We start from the raw sequence: 24,135 nt of genomic DNA, 5'->3' as shown, positions 1-24,135 counted from the left end.
TAAATTTTTGCAAGATGTTAGAAATTATTGCGGCAGTTTTCCTTGGGAAGGAAATTAAAAAAATTGTCGAAGCTAAAGGATTAAAAGCCACGAAATACATTGTTATTATGGTGGCATTGTGGCTTGGCTTGGAGATTACCGGGTCAGTAATAGGGGCCATGATTTACGGAGAGGGGGGGATGTTGTACCTGTTTGCCCTTTTAGGAGCGGCGTTAGGTGCCTATATTAGTTATACGATTGCAGTAAATGCGCCTGCTGCAGTGAATGAATCGAATGATGTTTTGGATTCCGAGGATATTCTCGATGCCGAGTTGTGATTCATTTTCACGTAGAAAAAAATATTATCAATGGCTTCAGATATAGAAATACGGAGTGATGAGGTGCAGGAAATCCTGGGGACTCCTCCCGGCTGGCTGGTTCGCTGGGGGACAATACTTGGTTTGCTGGCCCTGTTGATGTTGGGGTGGGGGAGTTATTTCTACAGGTATCCCGATGTGGTGCGGACGGATATCGTCGTATCCTCTAAAGAACCGCCGAGGAAACTCGTTACCGAAAAATCCGGGTTCATTGATGAAGTTTTGATTAAAAACGAAGATACCGTCAAAGCCAGCCAGGTGCTGATGGTCTTAAAGAGCAAAGCGCAGTTTGAAGATGTACTCAGCCTCGAAGACCAGATGCTCAGCGTTAAAAACACCGAAGATTCTTCGTTACTGGCTTTTAAACCGCCAAAAGACCTATTGCTTGGCGAAGTCCAGGATTTATTTTATGCTTTTGTTGAAAAACAAGAGGCGTTGAACCATTCGGGAAGGTCCAGGTTAGAGGATTTGAGTATCAGTCAGTTGCGAAAACAAATCTCCAAGGCTGAAAGCAGTATTGAATTCGAGAAAAGAAGAAAGGAAAACCTCACCAAAGAGCATAATCTCGTCAATGAACGTTACATCCGGGAGCAAAACCTACTGCAGGAAAAACTAAGCACCGTGGCAAGAGTCCGTCAATTACAGGAAGAATTACTTTCCCTGGACCGTCTTATTCAAAGTGCTGAATCCAATATTAAAAGTAAGGAATTCGAAATCAGCATTTTAAGGAAAGAAATAAGTACTTACCAAACCGGCTCCGAAATCAATAGCAGCACAGCCTCATCAGAATTGAAGGAAACTTTCCTTAAACTACAACGAGGCATTGAGGACTGGCGAAAGGAATTCCTGATCGTCTCTCCCATGGACGGAGTCGTTTTGATTACCAATCAAACCCTGGGCAAGGATCAATATATTCCAAATGAAACAGAACTGGCCGTAGTTTTGCCCATCAAGGAAGATGGCATTATCGGCAGGGTGAAACTCGGGCTCGACGGGTCAGGAAAGGTGAAAACAGGGCAAAGAGTGGTGGTGAAGTTTAAAAGTTACCCGTTTGAAGCTTTTGGAGCCGTCATCGGGGAGGTCATCTACAAGGGCAAGGTGCCTCACAATAACAGCGTCCCCGCAGAAATTTCCTTTCCTAACGGCCTGGTTACTACTACGAACAGGACCATCGAACCCAGCCCCGAAATGACGGGAACCGCAGAAATCATCACCGAAAAGAAACGATTCATCGAATGGATTTTTGAAAATTTTAGAAAAACGGTCATGTGATATTGTCGAATGGGGATAGTTTTTCCTTGTTTAATGTTTGGTGTTTCAGATTGTCTCAAAATAGTTCAAATTGTTCCAATGGTTCAAATTGTTCCAGGTTGATTGAAGCAAAATTCTCTGACGACAGGCCGCACTGCGTAAACGAGGATCTCCTTCAATCTTCATCGTCAAATACAAGGGGTGCTGCACCGGCAACGGACTTCCGACATGCTCAAAACTCATACTTTACCTGGGCACTCAAGGCGGTTCGGGTTTGGCCATTAATTTCTTCCAGCCCGCCGCCAATGGAAGTTTGATCCGACCAGAAGGTGCGTTCCAATCTCGCTTCAAGGGTAAGGTTGCGAATACCACGGTATCGAACGTTTAAGTAATACCTCGATCCGCGGTGGTAATAAGGAGGGATGGAAAAGGTGTAGAGCAGGTTATTTTCGTAGGAATAATACCTGGCATCAAATCCGTCAGTATCCATCAATACGAATCGTGCCGAAAAAGATATTGGAAATTCCAGTGATTTGTAAATAACATCCTGGTAGAGTACTACCCCGGTACTTTTAGGCTCCTGCTGATTGTCATAAAATCCCATGTCCAAGCGGCTTCGGATGGTGAGGGCTTTGTTGATGTTATAACTGAAATGCAGCCGGGTTTGAAAAGTCCGGGTTTCAGGTACGATTTTGGTTTTGGTTTCTTCCAGGGTAAAATTCTTTTCTTTGGTTTCATCTTTCACTTCTACGTAAACTTCGAATTTACGTTTTGCCCACCAGGTAATCCTGGCCCGGTATTCATGTCCGCGGGAGGGCGCATTGGCTAAAAAACGCAGCCACGGATGATACCATCGGTCAAAATATCCGGAAATTTTCCAGTTTTTATGAGGACGAACCTCCATACCGAGATACAAACCGGTTTCGTTTTTTCCTCCTCTTGTTTCTCCAAAAGGATTGGCTTCCAAAACCTGGTAATCCCGGGGGTAATAACGGTGTAAAACAGCAAAATCCACCTTGGGGGTGAGGCCGATTAATACGCCGTTTAAAGTGGCCGGGGTTCCGTTGTCACTGATCGCCGTTTCCCCGAAAAAACTGAGGTTACGGATCAGGAAACCATAATCCAGGCTGGCATTGAGCAGTTGCTTTCCCCGGAAATCAAATTGATTGTACGGTTTATAATCTTTTTCAACGGGATTACTGAATCTGTTGTACAACACATTTAAGGCCACATGGCGGTTGCCTTTTCGATATCTTGCACTGGCGCCCGTAGCATATTGTCGGGTGATATTTTTGTTTTCAATCTCAGTAGCGGTGCGATGAAGACCTGTGGTGCCTAGTGAGGCAATGACGGCCAGGGTTGGGTCAACGAGAAAGGTGTCCACCTGATCGACAAAACTGGCATCCCTGTTGCGAATCGAAGCAAAAGCCGTGAGGTCGATGTTTTTGGTAATCCCTATGGTGGCAGCGGCACCCCTCATGAAAAGAGCTTCATTAACGGAGGTGTAGGGACGGATCACTCTGCCTCCCTTCCTGATGTTGGTGACCTGGGTGCTTTTACCGGAGCTGAATCCGGAATACAGGATCAATCCTTGTCCAAGGCTGATACTATAATCCCCCAGGGCCAGAGCTTTGATGCGTTGATTGTAATCGCGGAGATAAAAATGGGCCGTGTAATAATCGAAACCTTTTTTATTGGCACCCGAAAAAAATTCTTCCCCCCGGTCTTTTTCGGCCGTAAAGCCATAACTCAGCCTATTGCCATAGGAATGTTTAAAACGCATATACAACTGATTGGGATCGCCGAGATAACGGCTGGCGGTTTCGCCCTCCTCAAGCGGGCTGTATCCTTTTTGTTGTTCCAGTATCCGAAACCATCGGAAGTACAGTTCGTTTTTTCCCGTGGAGACCATCTGTTTGAGCGACAAATTGTAGTCATAGGTATCTCCCCCCACGGTCACAAAGGGCAATAATCGTCGTATAGAAGGAAGGTCAAAACCCGGAATGGCCTGTAATTCATAAATGGAAAGTAAGGGGCCGATCTCGGTGCGGTAACGAATGAGTTCATCCACCTGAATGTTGGTGAGCAAAATCATTTCCTGAAGGGTATATTCATCGGCCGTATTCAGGTTTAGTGGCGACCTGAGATATACTTCAAGTTCTTCAAGGATGGTGTTGAAGTCAAAATCTTCCTCTTCCGTTTCCGCCAGATAGTCTTCAATAATTTGTTGCAGTTCCGAAGGCGTTTCAGGCGGAAGCGTATCAATTTGAGCGATAAGTCCCATCGGGAAAAAGAGTAAGATAAACCAATACCTTTTCATTCAATTATGTTCATTTTTTTTGCTTAACCAGGTAGCTCGTTTTTGGACTCAGCGCCGTGTAACGAAAGATTAATTATATTTTTTAATTAAGGAAATTTAATTTTTAAAAAGCCATCCATCACCCTGTGCTTTAGCCTGCCTGACGCCGCAGGAAGGCAGGCTAAAGGAAATAAAAAAAAACTACAGGGCTTTCAGCCCTTTCTCATGATCGTTTATTGGTAAGGCCTAAAGGCCTGGGGTTCTTGATGATATTTTACCCAGCGCTAAAGCACTGGGCAATCGAAAATAGCGCTAAAGCACTGGGCAATCGAAAATAGCGCTAAAGCACCTGGCAATCGAAATTTTATTTAAAGCCATTATTTTTGTTACACGGTACTCCGCGGATTTAAATAAATTTCAAAATATATTCCCTCGTCCACCTTCTTTCTTCGACTATTTTTTCTTCTTTCTCTTGCTTTTCTTTTTCTCTTTCAGTCTCGCCCGGCGTTTCTCCTGGGCCCGGTTTACTTTCAGGTTTTTTGCTTTTTTATCGTGGAATGCTCCTTTTGAATTTTTCAGGGAAGGCGCCTTGAGGTAATGCTTATCTCCTCCGATGGGAATTTTTTCTTCCGGGAGGAGTTCATCGGAGATAACGAGATCTTCCGGCAGGCTTTCAAGAGTGATCGTCCTGTCCATGAGGGCTTCAATTTCTACTTGATATTCCTGTTCTCTATCGGAAATAAAACTGATGGCCATACCGTCGCGGTCTGCACGCCCGGTTCTTCCGATTCTATGGATGTAATCGACCGCCACTTCGGGCATGTCAAAATTCAATACATGAGAAACATCGGAAATATCCAGTCCGCGCGCCATGATGTCGGTGGCGATAAGAATCCGGTATTTTCCTTCATGAAAACTGTTGAGGGAGTTGATCCTGAAATTCTGTGATTTATTGGAATGGATGACGCCAATTTGTTCGGGAAACTGTTCCGACAATTGTTCCTCGAGCCGGTCGGCCTGCCTTTTGCTTCCTGTGAAGATGAGCACTTTGTTCATCGTCTCATCCCGCTCCAGCAAAAGCCTTAACAGGTTCACTTTGGTGAAAAAATTGGGTACATGATAACCCCGCTGTATGATTTTTTCCAAGGGCGTTCCGTGGGGAACGATCTCTATCTTTTCCGGGGCTTCAAAATAATCAGTAATCAGTTTTTCAATTTCTTCAGTAAGGGTAGCCGAAAACATGATGTTTTGCCTTTTTTGGGGAAGTAATTCAAAAATGCGTTCCAGCTGGGGTCTGAATCCCAGGTTCAGCATTTCGTCCACCTCATCGATGACGAGTTTGCGGACAGAACGCAGTTTCAGTGCCCCGCTCAGGGCTAGGTCGCGGAGCCGGCCCGGGGTGGCAATTAAAATATCCAGGCCATTCATGACCACTTGTTTCTGGGTATTGATATTGGTGCCGCCATAAACTCCGGCCACCCGTAAATTCATATAAGTGGTCAGTTTTTCCACTTCTTCCACCTGTTGCAATACCAGTTCCCGCGTAGGCACGAGGATTAGAATGCGTGGATCCCTTTCATTGGAAAAGTTATGCAGCCGCAATAAGGGCAATAAATAGGCAAAAGTTTTACCCGTTCCTGTTTGGGCAACACCCACTATATCCTTTCCCGACATGATCACGGAAAAGGCTTCTCTTTGAATCGGCGTAGGATTTTCATACTCCAGGTCACTCAGCGCATTCCAAAGGGCTTTATTCAAATTCAGTTCTTCAAAAGTCATATCTCCTCAAATTTAGGTGCAATTTTACGGAAAATTTTGCTTAGGACACCTATACTCTCTTTTTTAGCGGCCCTTTTCCCGCTGATGACTTCCACTAATCTACCTTTTTCCAGACAGGAAACCTTCCCGGAGTGTAAGGTGCCCCGGCATCTTCCAATGATTTTTCCAGGGTTGAAATTCTATCGTTTATTTCCTTTAAGGAGGACAAAATTTGTTCAAAGCCCCCGGAAGCTTCTGTATAAGCTCTTTCAAAAGTGGCCGTTTGTCCGGAAGTAGTACTCCATAAAGCAGAAGTGATCAGATCAATTTTATTTTTTAAAGAGGTACGGTCCGCCCCTTCATATCTGGATAGCAAAGGATCGCCATTCAGCTTTTGGTTCAGCTCCTTTAGCCCGTCTTTGATGGCGTAATAATTCGTGTACCAGGATTCCTGCATGGCCGGAACGTTCATGATGGCCTGTTCCAGGTAAGGCAATTGACCCTTTATTTGTCCCATGTGGGCATCGGCAGCTGAAACGGCCCTGGACAAAGAAGCCACTTTTTTATTAAACTGTTCAAGTGATTGCTGGTCTTCAGCAGGAAGGCTTGTAATGTTCAAAGGTTTACATTTAAAAGACCGTGGTTTTACCAGTTCAGTCATTTTGCCATCTTCATATCGGGAAAGGGAAACCTGGTAGGTCCCCGGGGTAACCATGTATCCGAGGTCAGGGCTGTTCCAGGGAACGGAGTTATCAAAAGGCGTTAAAGAAACCGGGACCACCGGACTATACCTGAAATCCCAAACCACCCGCTGAATGCCTTTGGCAATGGGCTGTTTTATTTTTCGCACGAGATGCCCTTCCTCATCGGTTATGGTAAACAAAAGGAAGGTTTCAGGCTCATCATTTTCCTTTTTCAGGGTTTCGTAATCAGGATATTTTATGTCTTTTCCTGCTTTGCGATTTTCCTGCTCCATTTCCTGGCGCTGTTCCTTCCGTGTTTTTGGTTTGTCTTTGATATAATAATTGATAACGACCCCCACTTCCGGGTTGGGCGTGGCAAAATAACTGCCTCCCTGGAACCCAACTCCGGGGAATCCAAACGGATCGGCCTGTATAAACATCAGCCCGTCCTGGATTGGAAAAATGGCCGCTTCTTTTTCGGCGAGTTCAGGATTTACCTCACGCAAAGGGGAATAATCGTCCAGAATATAAACGCCTCTCCCGTAGGTGGACACCACCAGATCATCTTCATCTCTTTGAATATCGAGATCCATCACCGTTTCCGTGGGAATCCCTGAATCCAGTTGGACCCAATAAGGCTCCTTTGTCGTGGAAACATAAACGCCAAACATGGTTCCAACGAACAAAAGGTCGGGATTGATATGATCTTCACCAACGGTAAAAGTACTTCCGCGTTCAGGCAGATTGGCGCTGATGTTTATCCAGCTGGCACCTCCATCGGTCGTTTTGTATAAAAAAGGTTTGAAATCCCCGGCGAAAAAGTTGTTGCAGGCGGCATAAGCCACCATTTTATTGTGATTGGAGGCGACGATATGGTGAATCCTGGCCTGCTCGGGAAGTCCTGCTGCCCGGCCTTTGTTCCAGGTTTTTCCACCGTCATGCGTGTAATGGATCAACCCGTCTGCCGAGCCGACAAACAGGAAGTTTTCATCCAAAGGAGATTCAGCGATGGTGACAATACTTGCCATGGACCGTTTGGAGGCTAATTCGTCGATGCTCCAGCTTCGTCCCATCAGTTTGTGCATTTCTTTGGGAATGCCCCGGGTAAGGTCCGGGCTGATTTCCTTCCAGGTGCTGCCCTGGTCATCTGATCTAAGCAATTTATTGCCACCGTGATAAAGGCGCTTATGGTCATGGCTGGAGATTAATAAGGCGGCATCCCAGTCGAAACGATAGGAAGTGTCGCCCACTTCATAGGCCTTGATGTAAAGTCTTTCTCCGCTTTTTTTGTCATAACGAGCAAGGGCGCCAAATTGAGCCTGGGAATACACAATATTGGGATCAGCCCAGTCCACCTGCGTTTCGAATCCGTCGCCACCGAGGGTGAAGTACCAGTCGGCATTGGTGATCCCTCCTGAGTTGATGGTCCTGGAGGGGCCGCCTAGGCTGTTGTTGTCCTGGGTGCCGATGTAAACGTTGTAAAAAGGTTTGGCATGATCGGCTGTCACCTTATAGACTTCGGCCAGGGGCAGGTTGGCTTTAAAATCCCAGTTTTTGCCGGTGTCGAAGGTTTCATAAACGCCTCCGTCACATCCGGACAACATGTGCCTGTTATCCTGAGGATCGATCCAGAGGGTATGGTTGTCCACGTGTTTTTTGTCTTCGCCAAGATTTGACCACGACTTCCCTCCGTCAGTGCTCACCTGGTTGAAAACGTCCATGGCGTAAAGTTTATTAACGTCTTTGGTATCGCAAAAGAGTTTTTGCATGTAAAAGGGATAGGAGGTATTATAACTACTCTGTTTGCTCCAGCTGGCGCCCTGGTCCGTGCTTTTATAAAGTCCGCTGCCTTCCTTGGCGTGAACCACGGCATACAATACATCGGGTGCAGCAGGAGAGATGGCCATGCCGATACGACCTACGTTCTCCTGAGGTAAACCGCCTTTTAGCCTTTTCCAGGTTTTTCCTCCATCAGTGGTTTTGTAAATAGCACTTTCATCGCCCCCGGAAATGGTGGTATAAAGGTAACGCTGCCGCTGATGAGCAACCGTGTACAGCACGTCAGGATTACGCGGATCCATATGGATTTCCCAGCAACCCGTATAATCGCTGATGTTGAGTACATGTTCCCAGGTCTCGCCCCCGTCGGTCGTTTTGTAAACACCCCTTTCCCCTCCGGAGGTTCGGTGAGGGCCGTAGGCGGCGACCCATACAATGTTGGAATTATCCGGATGCACAATGATCCCGCCAATGTGCTGAGATTCTTTTAACCCCTTGTTCACCCATGACTTACCGCCATCCTCGCTTTTATAGATGCCGTCTCCCGGAATGACATTTGAATGGGCGTTGTTTTCTCCTGTTCCTACCCAAACCACATTAGGATTGTTAGGGTCGATCGTTACGGCGCCCATGGCGAAGGAGGATTGATGGTCGAAAACAGGAGAGAAGGTAACGCCTGCATTGGTGGTCTTCCACAAAGAGCCATGGGCGGAGGCCACGTAATATTCGCTATGATCCAACGGATTGACATCAATATCGATGACCCTTCCGCTGGTGACAGCAGGGCCGATGCTTCGGAAAGATAACCCGGGGTGGGGAATCTTTTTCAGCGAAAAAGTATCCTTTTTTTCAGTGGAGGCTTTTTCATCTTTGCCTTTTTTCCCTTTCCCTTGTGCGTAGATAAAATCAGGGTAAATAAAAAGGGCGACGAGCAGGAGGAAGGACATAAATCGAGTCATAGGTTGGTAGATTTTGTTAGGGTAGTAAATCTAAAAAAATCCTGGCAGGAATTTAAACTCAGATCAATGAATTATTTTGAAACAAGTCATTATCCTTTTAGAGAGAATCATTAATTAAAAATAAAAATCATGATATGTGCCCTCAAACGAAGTTATTTCAATTGCCAAAAACAACGCCCCTTGATACTATCCAGGAGAGGCCGAAAATATGCAAGCAGGAAAATGGAAACCCAGTTTTGTTTATTTGCGTAACATCAATCAATACTTTATAATTGGTGCAAATTGTTCTTCAATAATGGGGCAATCACAATCAAGTTCACTGATCGTGTTATTGTTCTCAATTAATTTGAAACAAATACAGAATTCCACGAAAATTTTCTCATTCTTTTTTAACCAGATTTCTCTTGTTTTTTCAATAGAAGACTTTATGGTTTGTTCAAATAAAAATCCGGATTCATTTTTAATAATCACCTCGTAATCATCCTCGGAATGATTTATTAACAGGATATCTACTTTTGCCTCAATTCTTTTTTCCCTCAAGATTCCAGGGTATTTCAAATTCCGATAAACCATTTGAAAAAAAGACTAGTCTGCTGCGCCTGCCTTCTTGCGGCTAAAGCACAGGGTGATGGATGGCTTTTTAAAAATTAAATTTCCAGGAGCAATCTGTAAAATTTCCTTATTCAAAAAATATAATTAATCTTTCGTTACAAGGTATTAAGATTTTGAAACATTTACATGTTCGAACGAATGAAAGCCTCCAACTGCCCCTTTTCCTTAAGTTTGGCCAGTTTTTCGATCTCTTTATTTTTTCCGATCGCCTTTTTATTGGATTGGTAAAAGGAAATGACACTTTCGGTACCGGCTAAATTTCCCTGGAATTTATTTTCGTAATCTTTACTTTCCAGGGCGTATTTGGTCCAGCCGCCCATAAATATCATCAGGCACTCTGCGCAATCCATATAGGGAATGATCTCCTGTTTAATTTCGATGGAAAAGGTAGGTGTACCTGTAATCCATTGAATCACAAAAGCATTGACGGCTTTGCGTTGTTCGGGGGCTTCGGTGAGTGGGGTGTTTTCAAGCCAATTGATCAGTTTGATCATATCTTCTTCATATTTGGCATAATCCTCCGGGCTTTCCAGGGTGAAATCTTTTTCTTGGGCCTTGGGGGCTGGGAATAGTTCCTGGTCAATTTGAGGATGTAATTGAGCCCCAAGATTTTTGGCTTCCTGTAGGAATGTTATGGCCTGGTCTTTTTCGTTTTTATAATAATAAATAAGGCCAACCAGGTAATAACCGTCAGCCAGGTGAGGGGAATTGGTCAACTGGTAAATATCCAGTGCTTTTTTCCCGTTTTTAAGGGCTTTTTCAAATTCACCCATCTGCAAATAAGTGTTGGCCTTTCCGAAATAGCCTTCAGGATCCTCCGGATTGATGGCAATGATATTGTCATAGGATTTTATCGCCTTTGGGTATTCTTGTTTCAGGGAGTAAACCACCGCCAGGTTTTGGTGAGCCATGAGGCCTTCCGGGTACATTTTTATCGATTGCAGGTAGTAGGATTCTGCTTTATCAAAATCGCCTAATCTTCTATAAACCAACCCGATATTATCATATGCTTCAATGTATGATTCATCCTCTTCAATGGCTTTTAGGTAATATTTTTTTGCATTTTCCAGGTCGTTTTTCCTGTCGTATTCCTGTGCCTGTGAAAAGAAATTTTGAGCTTTAGGAGATGTGGTGCCGGCGTACATTTTAGTTTCTGAAATGGTCACCAGGGTGGTTTTTTCATCTGAATCCAACGTTTCTTTTGCAGGGGGCTGCGAAAATCCGGCAGACGAAAGCATTAAAAATCCCAGAATCAGGATGTTTTGTCTTTTTTGCATTTGATACAAATTTATATTTAGCGGGGTTCCAAGGTAAATTAATTATCCACGATAAACAAAATATTGAGGGGTAAATATGGTTTATAGCCCTTCCCGAAAATACATTTTTGTTCCTGGTTTAGAAACCACGAAAAAGTTGGAGTATTTTAGGGTATTATTTATACTTTTAGGGAAGATTGGGATGAATAAAAATTTAGGACTTATGATAACAGTTACCAGCGTAAAAAGTAAAAAAGACCTCAAACGGTTTATTCATCTCCCTTTTAGCATTCATAAAGATCACAAAGAATGGCTTCCCCCCTTAATCTCTGATGAATGGAAGGTTTTTGATAAAACCCAAAACCATTCCTTTGACACCTGCGAAACGGTTTTGTTACTGGCCGAAAGGGCAGGGCAGGTGGTGGGGCGCATCATGGGCATAATAAATCCGCTTTACAATAAATCTCATGGCGAAAAAGCCGGTCGTTTTTGTTTTGTAGAATGTTATGACGATGCAGAAGTCTTTGATGCCCTGATCCAGGCTGTTGAAAATTGGGCAAAGGAAAAAGGTATGGAAAAGCTGGTTGGCCCGCTTGGTTTTTCCGATAAGGATCCACAAGGATTTCTCATAGAAGGTTTTGAGGATCCCATGACGGTAATGGTGACGAATTGTAGTTTACCTTATATGATAGACCATACGGAACGGAATGGCTATGGAAAGAAATTAGACCTGGTCCAGTACAGGATTGAAACCCCGGAAATTATTCCTGAAGTTTATAAAAGAGTGGCTGAAAGAGTTCAAAATCGCGGTTTCGACCTGGTTGCTCTCGAAAAATCAAAAGAGATGCGGCCCTATATCCAGCCGGTTTTTGACCTCATCAATGAAACATACACCGATATCTACGGTTTTGCCCCGTTGACGGAAATCGAGTCGAAGGAATTTTCTGAGCGTTTCCTTCCACTGCTGAACCCTAAATACATACAACTCGTAAAAGACAAAGAAGGCCAATTGTCTGCCTTTATGGTGGCCATGCCCAATATCAGCAAAGGGTTTAAAAAGGCCAATGGCAGGTTGTTTCCTTTCGGATTTATCCACATCCTCCGGTCTCTCAAAACAGCCAGACAGCTCGATCTTCTGCTCGGATGCGTCAAAACAAAATACCAGAATTCAGGCCTTGATGCCCTCATGGCCGTTTCCCAGCTTGAAGCCGCCCGCAAAGGCAACCTCGACATTATGGATAGTCACGTGGTCATGGAGGAAAATACCAAGATGCGGGCGATTTATGAAAGGTTGGGGGGGAATATATATAAGCGGTACCGGATTTTTGAGAAAAAATTGTTGGGCATGTAAAACTTGTATGCCAATTACGATGATAAGAAAATGCAAAAATCTCCTATTCAGGTAGTGTTATCGCCTGATCATCGGATAATGTGTACTTTTTATCCATAATAATTTTGGGATTCTCCTAATGAGGAATTTTTTTTATTCTAATTTTGTCACATTGTTATTCATTTGTTGCCATCGAACATGAAAGTTTAGGGAACAGATTAAACAGACAATGAGTAAAAAATCAAACCCCATAAAGACAAAATAATTACACCCCATAATATGGATATTTCAAACCCAATAATTTATGCCGCTCCAGTATTTATTGGATTTATAGTACTGGAAGCAAGTCTTAGCCGGTTATTTGGAGATAAAAAACTTTATGAGGCCAGGGATTTCGGAGCCAGCCTATTTATCGGGGCAGGCACTCTTGTTTTGGGTTCTCTTTTAAAGGTGATGGTGATCAGTATATTGTTTTTCTATGTTTATCAATTTTTCAACCCACTGGTAGATGGGGTCAGGATGAATATTTTCGGATATCAATCCTTTGGTTATGCCTGGTATGTCTGGTTGGCCTGCCAATTTTTGGACGATTTTTCATTTTACTGGTATCACCGGCTTAGCCATACCATTCGAATCCTCTGGGCAATGCACCTTCCCCACCATTCCTCTGATCATTTCAATTATGGAACGGGGATCCGGATTGGGTGGTTTGTGTTAATATACAAGCCAATTTTTTACCTCTGGATACTGGCCATTGGGTTCCCTTATGAAATGCTCCTCATTTGTCTGGGGATCGAAACCATTTACCAGTTCCAATTGCATACACAGTATGTTCCAAAACTGGGATTTTTGGAGAAGTTTTTGGTTACCCACTCCCAACACCAGGTTCATCATTCCAGGCATATTCCTCATCTGGATATGAATCACGGAGGTATTTTGTGCATTTTTGACAAGCTATTTGGTACGTTTTACGAATATGATCCATCCACCGATAAAGTAGAATACGGGGTACTTCATCCGCCTGATTCCTTTAATCCCTTTGTCATCCTCACCCACGAATTCAAGGATATCTGGAATGATGTAAAAAACGCTAGCAATCCACACGAAGCATTCATGTATGTATTCGGTCCTCCCGGCTGGTCTGTAGACGGCTCCCGTGAGACCTCCAAAAATTTGCAAAAGCGCTACAAAAACAATGCCTATGAAACTCAATGAAATGGAAATCAATGGTTTTGTAATCCTGGAACCGGTAGGCTCCCTTACGGATTTTATTACCGGGGTTACAGGACTTATCGTGGCTTATCTCCTGTGGAGAAACAGATCACCGGAAAGGAGTATGCAGCTTTTTACCCTGTATTTTCTGTTCACCGGTTTGGCTACCGTGTGTGCCGGCACCATCGGTCATGCTTTTTTACACTATATCAGTCCGCAATGGAAAATGGTGGGTTGGAGTTTAAGTGCTATAGGACTGTACTGTTTTGAGCGGGCTTCCTTCGAATATTTTAAAAAAGAATTGCCTCCCCGGGTCTATGATATGCTGAAAATCATCACTTTAGTTCAGTTGGTCGCGTTTTATCTGCTTTTGATTTTTCCGTCCACTCGAAGTTTCAGAGTGGTTCAGCTGAATGCGACCTTTAGTTACCTGGGCGTCATTCTGCCACTTTACCTTTACGCTCTTGTTAACTGGAAAAACAACAAATCGTGGTATGTCATTTCCGGAATATTATTTGCGGGACTGATCGCCTATGTTTACAACACTCAAATCACCATCAGCAAGTGGTTCAACCACCACTCCTTGACCCATGTACTGATGACTTGTTATGTCATATACATGTATTTTGCTGTTTTGCAACTGCATATAAAAGATAATAATGCCCAATCCGGGAAATAATAATTGTCCAGGACGAGCATTAAAATATAAAATACTGAATGTAGACTGTGGTATGTCATGAGGAACTTCAAAGAAAAAAGCACACTAAAACTGTAACTATTGAGAAGCTTCCCATTATGCAGGAAAGATTTATAAGATGAGAATAACAATCGTTTTTATTTTATATTGTCATTCAGTAGTTTTTTGTCAAAACCTGGTGCCTAATCCAAGCTTTGAAGAAATAAATGACACCATTGGTGGGTTTACAAATAATAACATTGAATTCATTAGCAAAATTAAAAATTGGACAACACCTAATGCTGCTTCTCCTGATTTGATAACTCCTGATTTTAAAGAGAAATATATTATTCCACCTGCTCCTCATTCGGGATCGAATATGATTGGTATTCAATTCAGCAAAAAGGACTGGATTGAATGTGTCGGAGTGGCTTTAACAAAAGAGTTAATACCCAATAGAACCTATTATGTTGAGTATTGGATTCGAAGATCCTTTTGTATAAGTCCAAGTAATAATGTTGATCAAAAAATGGATGACCATTTCGGAATTCTATTTTCATCAGATTTAGATTTTATAGAAACTTCTGATGGAAAAATGTTAACGGGTACTCCTCAGGTTAAAGCAGATACTCAACTCTTGATAACTTCCGGGGAATGGGTGAAAGTATCAAAATATTTTACACCAAAAAGGAAATACGATAAACTTTATATTGGTCAATTTCAAAAGGAAGGTGAAGCCCCTACTTTAAAGAAGGGGTATTACGTTATAGATGATGTTTTGGTCGAGGAATTAACGGATTACAGGGCTTTGGAAAAGGGCGCGGAATTGGCGATAGGAAGTATCATTCCATTGAATAACCTACATTTTGTATCAGGAACAACCGAACTGAAGGATATTCAATCTTATGAACTTTTAAACGATTTAACAGCATATTTAAAATTAAACCCATCAATAAGAATAAGAATTAATGGTCATACAGACTCAGAAGGAGGTAAGAAATCTAATTTGTCGCTATCTGAAAGGAGGGCAAGGTTTATAGCACAAAATATTATTCAGAATGGAATTAGTCAATACAGAATTGAGTGGAAAGGATTTGGAGAAGAATATCCAATTGCTGATAATAAAACTGACGCCGGCAGATCAAAAAACAGAAGAGTTGAATTTGAGGTTATTAAGTGATCCATAATATAGAAACACCACAACATTGAACAGATGGTCCCAAACATAGTCCGCTCCCATTAAAATGTAAAACACGGAATGTAGAATGAAAAAGGAAGTATTCCAAAGACAGGCCCAAACCCAAACGCCAACCCGCTCACTTTTTAATTTAAAATTTTACATTTTGCATTTTGCGGTTTAAAAGAGTAGCCCCGCCAGGAAACGTTTTTAAATCTTGTTTTCTCAGGTTTTCGCCTGAATCCCTTTAAATACAGGGATTTTAGCGACTACTTAAAATAATTTTTTGCCATTCGTCGGAAAAGTCGGGAACACTTTCGACAACTATTCCGACAACGCAGTTGCCGTGCGAAGTGAATACTATTTTCGTAATCACAAACAGGCGTTATGGCAAAATTACCTATTCCTAAATTCAATTTGAGGCTTGCTAAAGCCAAATCTCCAACACTGATTTCTCTTGTGTTTCGATACAAGGGAAAACGGCTCGTTTACTCCACCGGATATTCTATCCATCCGAAAGATTGGGATTTTAAAAAGCAAAGACCGCTTGCTCTGGCAAGAAGGACAGACCTTTTTTCCATCCAGCGACAGCTTGATGATCTCGCTACCCATTGCACTGATATTTTCATTGAATATAACTATGGTGCTATTGGTGTGGAGGAGTTTAAAGATCAGCTTGATCTTAGAACCGGAAAGGTCGCTGAACAAAAAGACAGTGATGAGATATCCTTTTTTGAGTTCATGGATATGGAGCTTGCAGAAATGAAAGCTACGAACATGAAGTATCACAGCTTCAAGAACTTCAAGCTTCATTCTGCCTTTATCAAAGAATTCGGTTACCAAGTATTTGGAAAAGATGGTTTTAATTTCTCGGATGTCGATTGGAGTTTAAGGGATAAGCTCGTCGATTGGTGTGCAGAAAGGAATATGCAGCTTGCTTATGGCAATAAGACTTTGAAGGTACTACGGCAGTTCATGGAACGGGCAAGGCGAAAAAAGCTGCATTCCAATACGGACTACCACGGCGTTGGTTGGACGATCTCTCCTAAAAAGGCTACCGGCCAGATTGTAACCCTTTCACCGGAGGAACTTCAATTTCTGGCCGATCTTGAACTTTCCGGGCATCTGGCAAAAATCAGGGACATATGTTTGATAGGGGCAGGCACAGGGCAGCGTTTTAGTGATTTTAGTAGGTACACCCCCGACAACTTTTATATCACGCCCAGCGGCGTTCCTATCCTTTCTTTGATCTCGGTAAAAACGGAAATACCGACAAAGGTACCTTTGAATCTATTTCCCTGGCTTATTCCGGTACTTGAACGGAATAACTACGCCACCCCAAAGATTTCCATGCAGAAATTTAATGATGGCATAAAGGAGCTTTGCAAATATGCCGGAATCAGTGAAAGGATGTTAAAGGTGAATCAATATATGGGGCGCAAGGCAAAAGTGGAAAAAGAGTTTGTCGAAAAGCATGATGTGATTTCTTCTCACACTTGCAGGCGTTCATTTGCAACGAATCTTTACCGGATGGGATATAATCTTTCTCAGATCATGCCGATGACCGGCCACGCCACCGAAACCCAGCTTCGGGTTTATATCGGAATTGACAATGAACAAAACGCTGAGGAAATCGGCCTTCAAATCATAAAAGCTGCTCAAACAGGCAATGGCAAAGCCGCCAACTTTTTGAGGGCTGTCAAATAATTTTCAAACGATAAAAAAACAGAATCATGCAAAATACACTCATCAACCAATCATTCAGTAAATCCATTGCCCGGCTGCGTTCGATCTTGCCGGTGTTGAGTTTTGGATTATTGATAGGCACCTATTTGATTTCTGCCATCATTATGGGGATTTTTCACATGGAGAAATCCCCGAATATCGGTTTTACCATTGCGGCCTTTCTGGTACCGCTTTCTATTCAAGCGGGCAGGGGAACGTTGGTGTTTTTCTTCCAACTCAACCCTGCGCGAATACAAGGCAAATATTCCTTTGGGGTAATTGCTGCCTCGGTGCTATTATTGCTTTCTCTGATAGAAGCCTATTTTGTAATGGCTCCTCATGGAGTTGGCTGGATTGTTTCCGTTTCTACCCTGATGATCGTCGGCTGGGTGATCGAGATCATGATCTTGAAGGAAACAATCTTTTCCACGCAAATGGAACTATTCCAGGACAAGGAGAAATGGGCGGAGCTAAAGGCTTTTTATCTGGCTCAGAAAGAAATGGAGAATTTCCTTCAAGGGGAAATTCCTCAAATTGAAGTGGAAACAGCTAACGAAAAAGCACTTCCACCACCTGAACCGGCGAATAAGGAAGAAAGCAAAATGCTTGCTTTGCTGTCAGAACTAAATGAGCATTTATCGGGAAAAGAAGCCCGCCCTTCACTGAACGGGACGGTGAGGGGCGGGAAAAATTGAATCCCAGGTTTTATGGAGTGGAACTCGACAAAGAGAATCCATTCCTGAAACGGAACCTTGAACGATTGGAAAAACGCTTCCAACAGCGTTTTTTGGCATCTGTTGAAAAGAAAGTAGAAAGGAAAAAGGAAGGCAAACCTGTTCATCAAACCGTGCTGAAATCCATTGAGGAAAATGAAAAAAGAATCCTCATGGTCCGGTTGCTGAAAACTGCCCTTTTGGAAGAAGCCTTCAATACTGAAATTTGATAATTGAAAACCCTTTCAACACTTTGTTGGAAGGGTTTTCTTCTGTTCTTTAATACTCCGATGGAAGTAAAAGAATCCTATCTGTCAGCCACAATGAAATTTCTTTCAATGGAAAATCCGTGAATTCCAGATGGAATGAATAAACTTCTGCTCCGTTGTCATCCATAACAGATATTTTTGCGGTGTGATCATCATTTACATCCAATTTCCAGGCCTGAAAAGTAAGTTTGCGTATCGCTGAAATAGATTGATTGCTGAAAATATAATCTATCAACCAATAGGCTCCTGCTTGTTCTGCAAGGTATTGAATACCATCGGTATAATAATAACCTGGAAATAATGGGTTTTTATACCAGTTTTCAGTTCCGTGAAATTGACTTAGTTCATTGATTAGTTTTTGGGTATCGGTCATTATTATTCTCCAATATTTAATAAAAAGGTAAAAACACCTTGTGTGCTTTATACCTTCTGCCTTCCGGCGAGGATGGGGAGTCAAACGCAATAATAAATTCGATTTAGTGGTGCGGGCGCAGGGTTTAGGAATCTAAATTTGAGCCACGGTAAGGAAGAATTTTTGTTGCAGTGCGAGAGGGGCAAGGCCCCTTAGAAGAGAAAAAATGTTAAAGTTTGGCCTTTTTCCCAACTTTAACATTTCCCCAAATGATTCCATATGGTTTCATTTGAATACAGTTCTGTGATTCAAAAACAAAAAAATCATTCCAAATGCTTTCATTTTAACACTTAATGCACTGATTTTCTGCTATTTGCATAACCGAAAGGCTTGCCATAAATTGCGGCTATTCAAGGCTTCATTCAAAAAAATAGCTGCCATGCAAAACAACAATATTATACTGCATTCGATCACTCCGGCGGAGCTAAAAGAGCTTTTGCGGGAGTTGGTGAGAGAAGAATTTGAAAACATCAATCAGGAAATGCAAAGGGTCATCGGCGAAGATGATCTGGTGAGTACCGGGACGGCTTGCAGGATTCTTGGGGTTTGTTCCAAGGTGCTACGTTATTTGGTTCAGGAGGGGCATTTTACCGTTTTCTATCACATGAAGGAAAAGCGGTACATCAGAGCTGAACTACTTGATTTCAGAAATCAGCATCGGGTTAGCAGGCTGAAAAAACTAAAAGGATAATCTGGTGATGAACATCAATAATGTACTTCCTTTCTGCCGTCCTGATTTCACTGTTGAACTTGACAAAAGTTCGTTTAAATGCTATCTTTGCAGTGAAAGAATTAAATATGCCTGTGTAAGGCGGGACGGTTTAGTACGGAAGTATATAAACTATCCTAAACGTGCTGTAAGTACGTCGCCCATAGGTTTCTTTCTTTTTTGACTTCAAAAGAGGTCTTCGATCGTAATGATTGGAGACCTCTTTTCTATTTATATAGGCTATCATGCACGATGTTTATTTTGATGAGAGCGGGGATTTAGGCTGGATTCTGGATGCTCCATATAGAGACGGAGGTTCCAGCAGGTATTTCACCATTGCGTATGTTCTCATCCCTTCAGAAAAGAGTATTCTACTCGACAGATTCATTCGCAGGTTTTACAAAAGCTATTCCATTGAAGCCAAAAGAGAATTCAAGGGAATGAATTTCAATGATGAATTCGCGGTGATTGCGGCCAAGCGCATCGTGAAATTCCTGAAAACCAATGAGGATGTCAAAATTGGTGCCATAACGGTGAAAAAGGAGGAAGTGCCGAAAATCATTGATGCCAGGAATAGCAATATCCTCTATAACTACATGGTGGCCGTGGCGCTGACACCCGTCCTGAAAACGTTAAAAAGTGTCCGAATAATTCCCGATAAAAGAAGTGTGCCAACCGGCAGCCAGAATAGCTGTCCTGATCTTTTAAAAACAAAGCTCTGGCTGGAAAATAACGCCAATGTAAAAATCACCTACTCCCCGGAGGATAGCCACCACAATAAACGGCTTATGTTTATTGATTGGGTGGCTAATTTCGTGTGGCGGAATTTTGAGGATGGGCGTGGGGAGGCGTATTTTAGAATGAAAAATTCTTGTATTGAATTCAGTTGGGTATAAATAAGGCTATATCATTCAGGTAAATCGGGTAGTTTCTCTGAATTTCGCTTTATTAGAGTTAATTTTTCAAATTCACTCATTTTTTTATCCAACTCTTGAAAGTCAATTTTAGGATTTACCTTGATTTGATATTTTCGAAACTTATCCTTTAAAAAATTCACTAGATTTTTATCGTTGTAAGCTTTAAAAACTAAATAATATAACAGTTTGGTTAGTACTGAAGCTTTTAAAACTCCATAACTGACAAAGCCAAAAATCTGGTCTAAATATTTCTTATTTGATTTTAAATTCAAATCAAGCAAAGTAAAATACAGAATAAAAAGTTGAAATTGGTTTTGATCAGATGATTTTTCTAATTCATCTATTTTTTCCTTTATTATTATTTCTAAATTAATATGTCCAACGGCGTTATAGAAAAAATCCTGTACAATTAATGGAAGCATTCCTCCTATTAACTTAAATAGTTCTTTAGGCAGGCCAAATTTTTCTTCAATTTCTTGAATGCCTTGATTCTGCGAAATTTTTATTATGTCTTCAATTAAAAGAAAGCCTAAATTACAAGTCGAATTTAAAATAAAAGAGAAAATTTCATCGTCCAGGTCCCCTTTTTGGTCATCAACCTCGATGTTCCTGAATACCCTTGACAAAATAAAAATATGAAGCTCTAATTTTTCATATTCACTTGATTGTTCGTCGAATAACCGCTTGACCTGAACCTCATCGTTGAAGTCTTCAAAGGGCAAATCAGGGTCTCCGCTTTTCTCTAATGCGGTTTCAACAATATCTTTTTTCTCATAGGATAAGGGTTCAACTTTGCTAATATCTAATTTCCCAATAGTCTCAAAAATGGATTCACTTCCTGCCTGATCAATTAAATTTTCATCGATGCTGCCTTTATTAGAAAAGGCCTTGTTTATTCTGTTAAATCTAAGTTTTGTTTTTTCATACACTTTAGATATTAATAGTTTATCTTTTTCAGGGTCGTTTTTCTCAAAGCCAGAAAGGAGGTCTAATTCATTTTTGAACGATAAATAAATATTATCCTCATTGGAAAGGACATAATCCAAAAATTCTTGATTGTGTAGCATCTCATTCGCCAAGAAATACTCAAAAACTCCGTTTAATCTAAAAGAAAAATGGGTCTGAGATATCCTTTTTAAAATTCCTCTTTCTAAAATATATTGAAGGACATCATTAGGTTCAGCATTATTCCTTTTACTTTGATCAAGAAAATCTTTAGTGTATTTTAATAGGTTTTCATAAGTTGTAGAGTAGCTGTCTTTTTCATGCTTTCTATAAAGTATTGTTGCTAATGAGCTTAAATATCTTTTGTACTTGGAAAAAGAGAGCTTATTTGTAGTGTCATAGGCAAGCTCTTTTTGCCCTAAAAGTTCTTGTACGTATAACTCGATTAATGCGGTATTATTTTGAATTTCAAAATCTTCTAATCTTCTTTTCAGGAAAATCCAAAGAAAAACTGAAACTGTCCAATAATTAAAAGGCATTTTATATTGCCTAAAAACTTTTACAAGCCTTTGAACAATAGTTTCGACAAAAGCATCAGGTTTATTAAGTGATTTTTTCACTAAAGACCTTATTTCAACTCTGGAGATTTCATGGAAATACAATTTTCTATAAGTAATTTCACCAAAATCAAAATCTTCAAAAGTCCTAATCGTGGTTTGATCAGTGACTAAAACAAAGCTACATACAGGGTATTCCAACAAAAATTCACGAATTTTTTTTGTGATTTCGTTATTTGCAGGATCGTAATTATCTAATAAAAACCTAATATGATATTTAGTTATTAAAGCGATTGATTCTCGCTTGTTTCGTTCTAGTAAATTAGATATTAAATTTAAGATATTAAGTTTTTCTGCTCGATATTTATAGTTGGACAAATCTATATAAAAAGGAATAATTTTGTCTTTGGTGAAGTTTTCTAATAATTTTATTCCGACATGAATTAGTAAAGACGATTTTCCTGATTTGTCTTTACCAAAGATTATGAAGTTTTCATCATTGTTAAAAATACTTTTAAACTTATTTTGACCAAGGAGCTTTGTTCCACTTAAGGTTTGAAGTTCTTCTACGGGTTTTTCTTTAATAACAGGGGGGGTAAAAAGTTCATGGAATTTTTTTCCTTCATCTTTATAATCAATAAATAATTCTTCACCTCTTTGATGAAAACTCTCTAGCTCCATACTAAGGGTACGCAACAATTTTATTTGTTTCCTTTTTTCAGTTCCTTTAGGTAGGGAATATTGTCCATTCTCAATTTTCTCTTCAACTATACATTCATCACCATCTATCATTATTATGGCCTCATTAGATATTTTTTTTGTTATAAAATCAAAACTATGATAAATATAATCGGAGCCATTTGACAGATTAAGACCAGAAAAACTTTGATAAATTCCTTCATCACTAATTAATTTCTTATTTGTGGTGCCTAGATAATCAGCTCCTAAAAAAATCATATCAAAACTCGAATAGATAACACTTTCAAGTTCTTTCCTATTAAAGGGTTTAAAAGAAGAAAGCGGTTGATTTGAAAGAAGAATTTTCAGATCAGTGCCATTTATTTCGTCCAAAGACTGTTCTAAAAATTCAACAGGAAATACAAACTGATCCGAACCTTCTTTTTGAATACTCCAGACGCTATTAATACAAACTATACCAATTGTTTTATCACCTACAAATCTTTTATGACTGGAATAAAGCTCATTTGTTTTATCCTTTTCATTATATGAATCATATACAATTGAACGGAAATTATCTGACATTTTGCAACTGGCGAAAAATTGTTCTGTAAACCTTGTAAAATTAAAAAGATCTTCATTAGTTCTCATTTTGTTGAGACTATCGTGAACTGCTGGCAATATTTTAGATTCATCTAAATCTTTTGAACCAGGACAGAAAAGAATATTCTCAGGAGAAACTTTTGTTGTTTGACATATTTTTTGGACGAATTCATGGTAATCTTGTTTAAATTCTTTTGGGTTCCCTGATGATTTGGTTATATTTCCAGTGCAAAAAACAAAATCAATTTTTCCATTGTCAGAAAATAATTTTTCGTGAATCGTTGAAAAATCTAATGTGTTCGCATTAATATCTGATAGTTGTAAAAAGTTCACTTTATTATTGTTATTGACTTCCTCAAATGGACGCCAATTAAAAGATTCTTGTCCGTCATCAATTAATACCCATTGATAAGACGTATCCTTTATATCTTTTGTAATAACTTGTAACTCTCCTTTTGCTTCAAAAAAGGATTCTTTAATTGAAGCTCCTAAAATTAATGATTTATAGAATGCTTTTGTAAAAACTAGTGCGTCCTCTTCATCAACTTTTTCAGTTGTAGCAATGACGTTTTTGACTCCTCGCTTTTTTAATTCTAATCCTAATTTTTCGGTATTGCACCCATTTAAAAAGACTAATTGAAGTCCTCCATTTTGATTGCCAAATAGGTCGATTATTGAATTTGTACCTACTTCTTTTGGATATTCACCATTGATTTCTTCTAAAAAAATTGATTCATGATCAGCATGTCCAGAAAAATGAAAAATATCTATTTTACCTCTATGCTTTTGAAGGTTCTCAAAAAGAGCTTCTACTGTTAAAGGATTTTCTCTAATAACATGACATTTTCCTCTATTTCTTACTTGGTCTAGGTGTTTATCTATTGCTCCCTCTTCTTCTAACAAAGTTTCAAGGTGCCCTCCGTTATCAGAGTAATCATTTGCAAAACCAATAAAAATAGTAATCTTACCTTCAATCATTTGTAATTATCTTATTGACTAATAACCCGAGACATTAATAAAAGGCATAAATTTATGTATTTTAGAAATGTCCCAGAAAGGGATGAATTCATAGAAATTTTGCCTGAAATATTACAAAAAAAATTTCAAAGTTTCATTCTATTCAATCAGTTTAAACGTAAAAATGATTGTTTTGTTTCAAATTTTTTCCAACCCGCCGCAGGCGGGTTCGCGCGACCATATACGCAAATAATGAATTTTTTTCCCCACCCCTGAAAAGAAAAAATAGGTGAAACCTCCCA

General features: G+C 40.5%; 18 protein-coding genes. 11 read left to right on the top strand and 7 right to left on the bottom strand.

The features are described 5' to 3' along the window. Positions 1-14 precede the first annotated feature (14 nt). Positions 15-317 (top strand): hypothetical protein, encoded by a 303-nt coding sequence (locus H6571_04505; GenBank protein MCB9322984.1) that lies wholly within the window; start codon positions 15-17, stop codon positions 315-317. A gap of 30 nt (positions 318-347) precedes the next feature. Beyond that, positions 348-1,628 carry an HlyD family efflux transporter periplasmic adaptor subunit gene (locus H6571_04500; protein ID MCB9322983.1) on the top strand — a complete coding sequence of 427 codons (1,281 nt, stop codon included), beginning with the start codon at positions 348-350 and terminating at the stop codon, positions 1,626-1,628. A gap of 211 nt (positions 1,629-1,839) precedes the next feature. Here the strand turns inward: H6571_04500 and H6571_04495 are convergent, their stop codons facing one another. The 5 genes from H6571_04495 to H6571_04475 form a co-directional block, all read right to left on the bottom strand. Then, on the bottom strand, positions 1,840-3,927 hold the full coding sequence (locus tag H6571_04495) for a helix-hairpin-helix domain-containing protein (GenBank protein ID MCB9322982.1): 2,088 nt from the start codon (positions 3,925-3,927) through the stop codon (positions 1,840-1,842). Positions 3,928-4,359: 432 nt separating this feature from the next. Further along, on the bottom strand, positions 4,360-5,685 hold the full coding sequence (locus H6571_04490; GenBank protein ID MCB9322981.1) for a DEAD/DEAH box helicase: 1,326 nt from the start codon (positions 5,683-5,685) through the stop codon (positions 4,360-4,362). Between the two features lie 94 nt (positions 5,686-5,779). Next, positions 5,780-9,085 (bottom strand): glycosyl hydrolase, encoded by a 3,306-nt coding sequence (locus H6571_04485; GenBank protein MCB9322980.1) that lies wholly within the window; start codon positions 9,083-9,085, stop codon positions 5,780-5,782. A gap of 258 nt (positions 9,086-9,343) precedes the next feature. Further along, complete coding sequence (locus tag H6571_04480) at positions 9,344-9,643, bottom strand: hypothetical protein (protein ID MCB9322979.1); 300 nt, start codon at positions 9,641-9,643, stop codon at positions 9,344-9,346. A gap of 176 nt (positions 9,644-9,819) precedes the next feature. After that, positions 9,820-10,974 carry a tetratricopeptide repeat protein gene (locus H6571_04475; protein ID MCB9322978.1) on the bottom strand — a complete coding sequence of 385 codons (1,155 nt, stop codon included), beginning with the start codon at positions 10,972-10,974 and terminating at the stop codon, positions 9,820-9,822. A 202-nt stretch (positions 10,975-11,176) separates the two neighbouring features. Between H6571_04475 and H6571_04470 the strand changes: the two genes are divergently transcribed. From H6571_04470 to H6571_04440, 7 genes are all read left to right on the top strand, one after another. Then, a complete protein-coding gene (locus H6571_04470; protein MCB9322977.1) occupies positions 11,177-12,304 on the top strand; it encodes a hypothetical protein in 1,128 nt (375 codons plus the stop codon). A gap of 258 nt (positions 12,305-12,562) precedes the next feature. Continuing rightward, positions 12,563-13,498 (top strand): sterol desaturase family protein, encoded by a 936-nt coding sequence (locus H6571_04465; protein ID MCB9322976.1) that lies wholly within the window; start codon positions 12,563-12,565, stop codon positions 13,496-13,498. Next, the gene (locus tag H6571_04460) at positions 13,485-14,174 is read left to right on the top strand and encodes a hypothetical protein (GenBank protein MCB9322975.1); all 690 of its coding nucleotides are present in this window, start codon (positions 13,485-13,487) and stop codon (positions 14,172-14,174) included. The genes H6571_04465 and H6571_04460 overlap by 14 nt, the downstream gene beginning before the upstream one ends. Positions 14,175-14,310: 136 nt before the next feature. Further along, positions 14,311-15,351 (top strand): OmpA family protein, encoded by a 1,041-nt coding sequence (locus H6571_04455; protein MCB9322974.1) that lies wholly within the window; start codon positions 14,311-14,313, stop codon positions 15,349-15,351. 384 nt (positions 15,352-15,735) lie between these two features. Further along, positions 15,736-17,055, top strand: coding sequence for a tyrosine-type recombinase/integrase (locus H6571_04450; GenBank protein MCB9322973.1), 1,320 nt, complete (start codon positions 15,736-15,738; stop codon positions 17,053-17,055). Between the two features lie 26 nt (positions 17,056-17,081). After that, positions 17,082-17,768, top strand: a complete 687-nt coding sequence (locus H6571_04445) for a hypothetical protein (GenBank protein MCB9322972.1) — start codon at positions 17,082-17,084, stop codon at positions 17,766-17,768. Next, on the top strand, positions 17,765-18,016 hold the full coding sequence (locus tag H6571_04440) for a hypothetical protein (protein ID MCB9322971.1): 252 nt from the start codon (positions 17,765-17,767) through the stop codon (positions 18,014-18,016). The genes H6571_04445 and H6571_04440 overlap by 4 nt, the downstream gene beginning before the upstream one ends. 49 nt (positions 18,017-18,065) lie before the next feature. On the opposite strand, the gene H6571_04435 is transcribed toward H6571_04440, so the two are convergent. Then, complete coding sequence (locus H6571_04435) at positions 18,066-18,428, bottom strand: hypothetical protein (GenBank protein ID MCB9322970.1); 363 nt, start codon at positions 18,426-18,428, stop codon at positions 18,066-18,068. Positions 18,429-18,846: 418 nt separating this feature from the next. Between H6571_04435 and H6571_04430 the strand changes: the two genes are divergently transcribed. Both H6571_04430 and H6571_04425 read left to right on the top strand, forming a co-directional pair. Next, on the top strand, positions 18,847-19,158 hold the full coding sequence (locus H6571_04430) for a helix-turn-helix domain-containing protein (GenBank protein ID MCB9322969.1): 312 nt from the start codon (positions 18,847-18,849) through the stop codon (positions 19,156-19,158). 263 nt (positions 19,159-19,421) lie between these two features. Next, positions 19,422-20,072, top strand: coding sequence for a DUF3800 domain-containing protein (locus H6571_04425; protein ID MCB9322968.1), 651 nt, complete (start codon positions 19,422-19,424; stop codon positions 20,070-20,072). Between the two features lie 11 nt (positions 20,073-20,083). Here the strand turns inward: H6571_04425 and H6571_04420 are convergent, their stop codons facing one another. Continuing rightward, positions 20,084-23,854: a CHAT domain-containing protein gene (locus H6571_04420; GenBank protein ID MCB9322967.1), complete on the bottom strand. Its 3,771-nt coding sequence runs from the start codon at positions 23,852-23,854 to the stop codon at positions 20,084-20,086. Between the last annotated feature and the right edge of the window lie 281 nt (positions 23,855-24,135).

The sequence above is a fragment of the Lewinellaceae bacterium genome, from assembly GCA_020636105.1.
Lineage (GTDB): Bacteria > Bacteroidota > Bacteroidia > Chitinophagales > Saprospiraceae > BCD1.
Note: the sequence above shows the minus strand (reverse complement) of the source record. Positions and strands in the feature narration are given on the sequence as shown.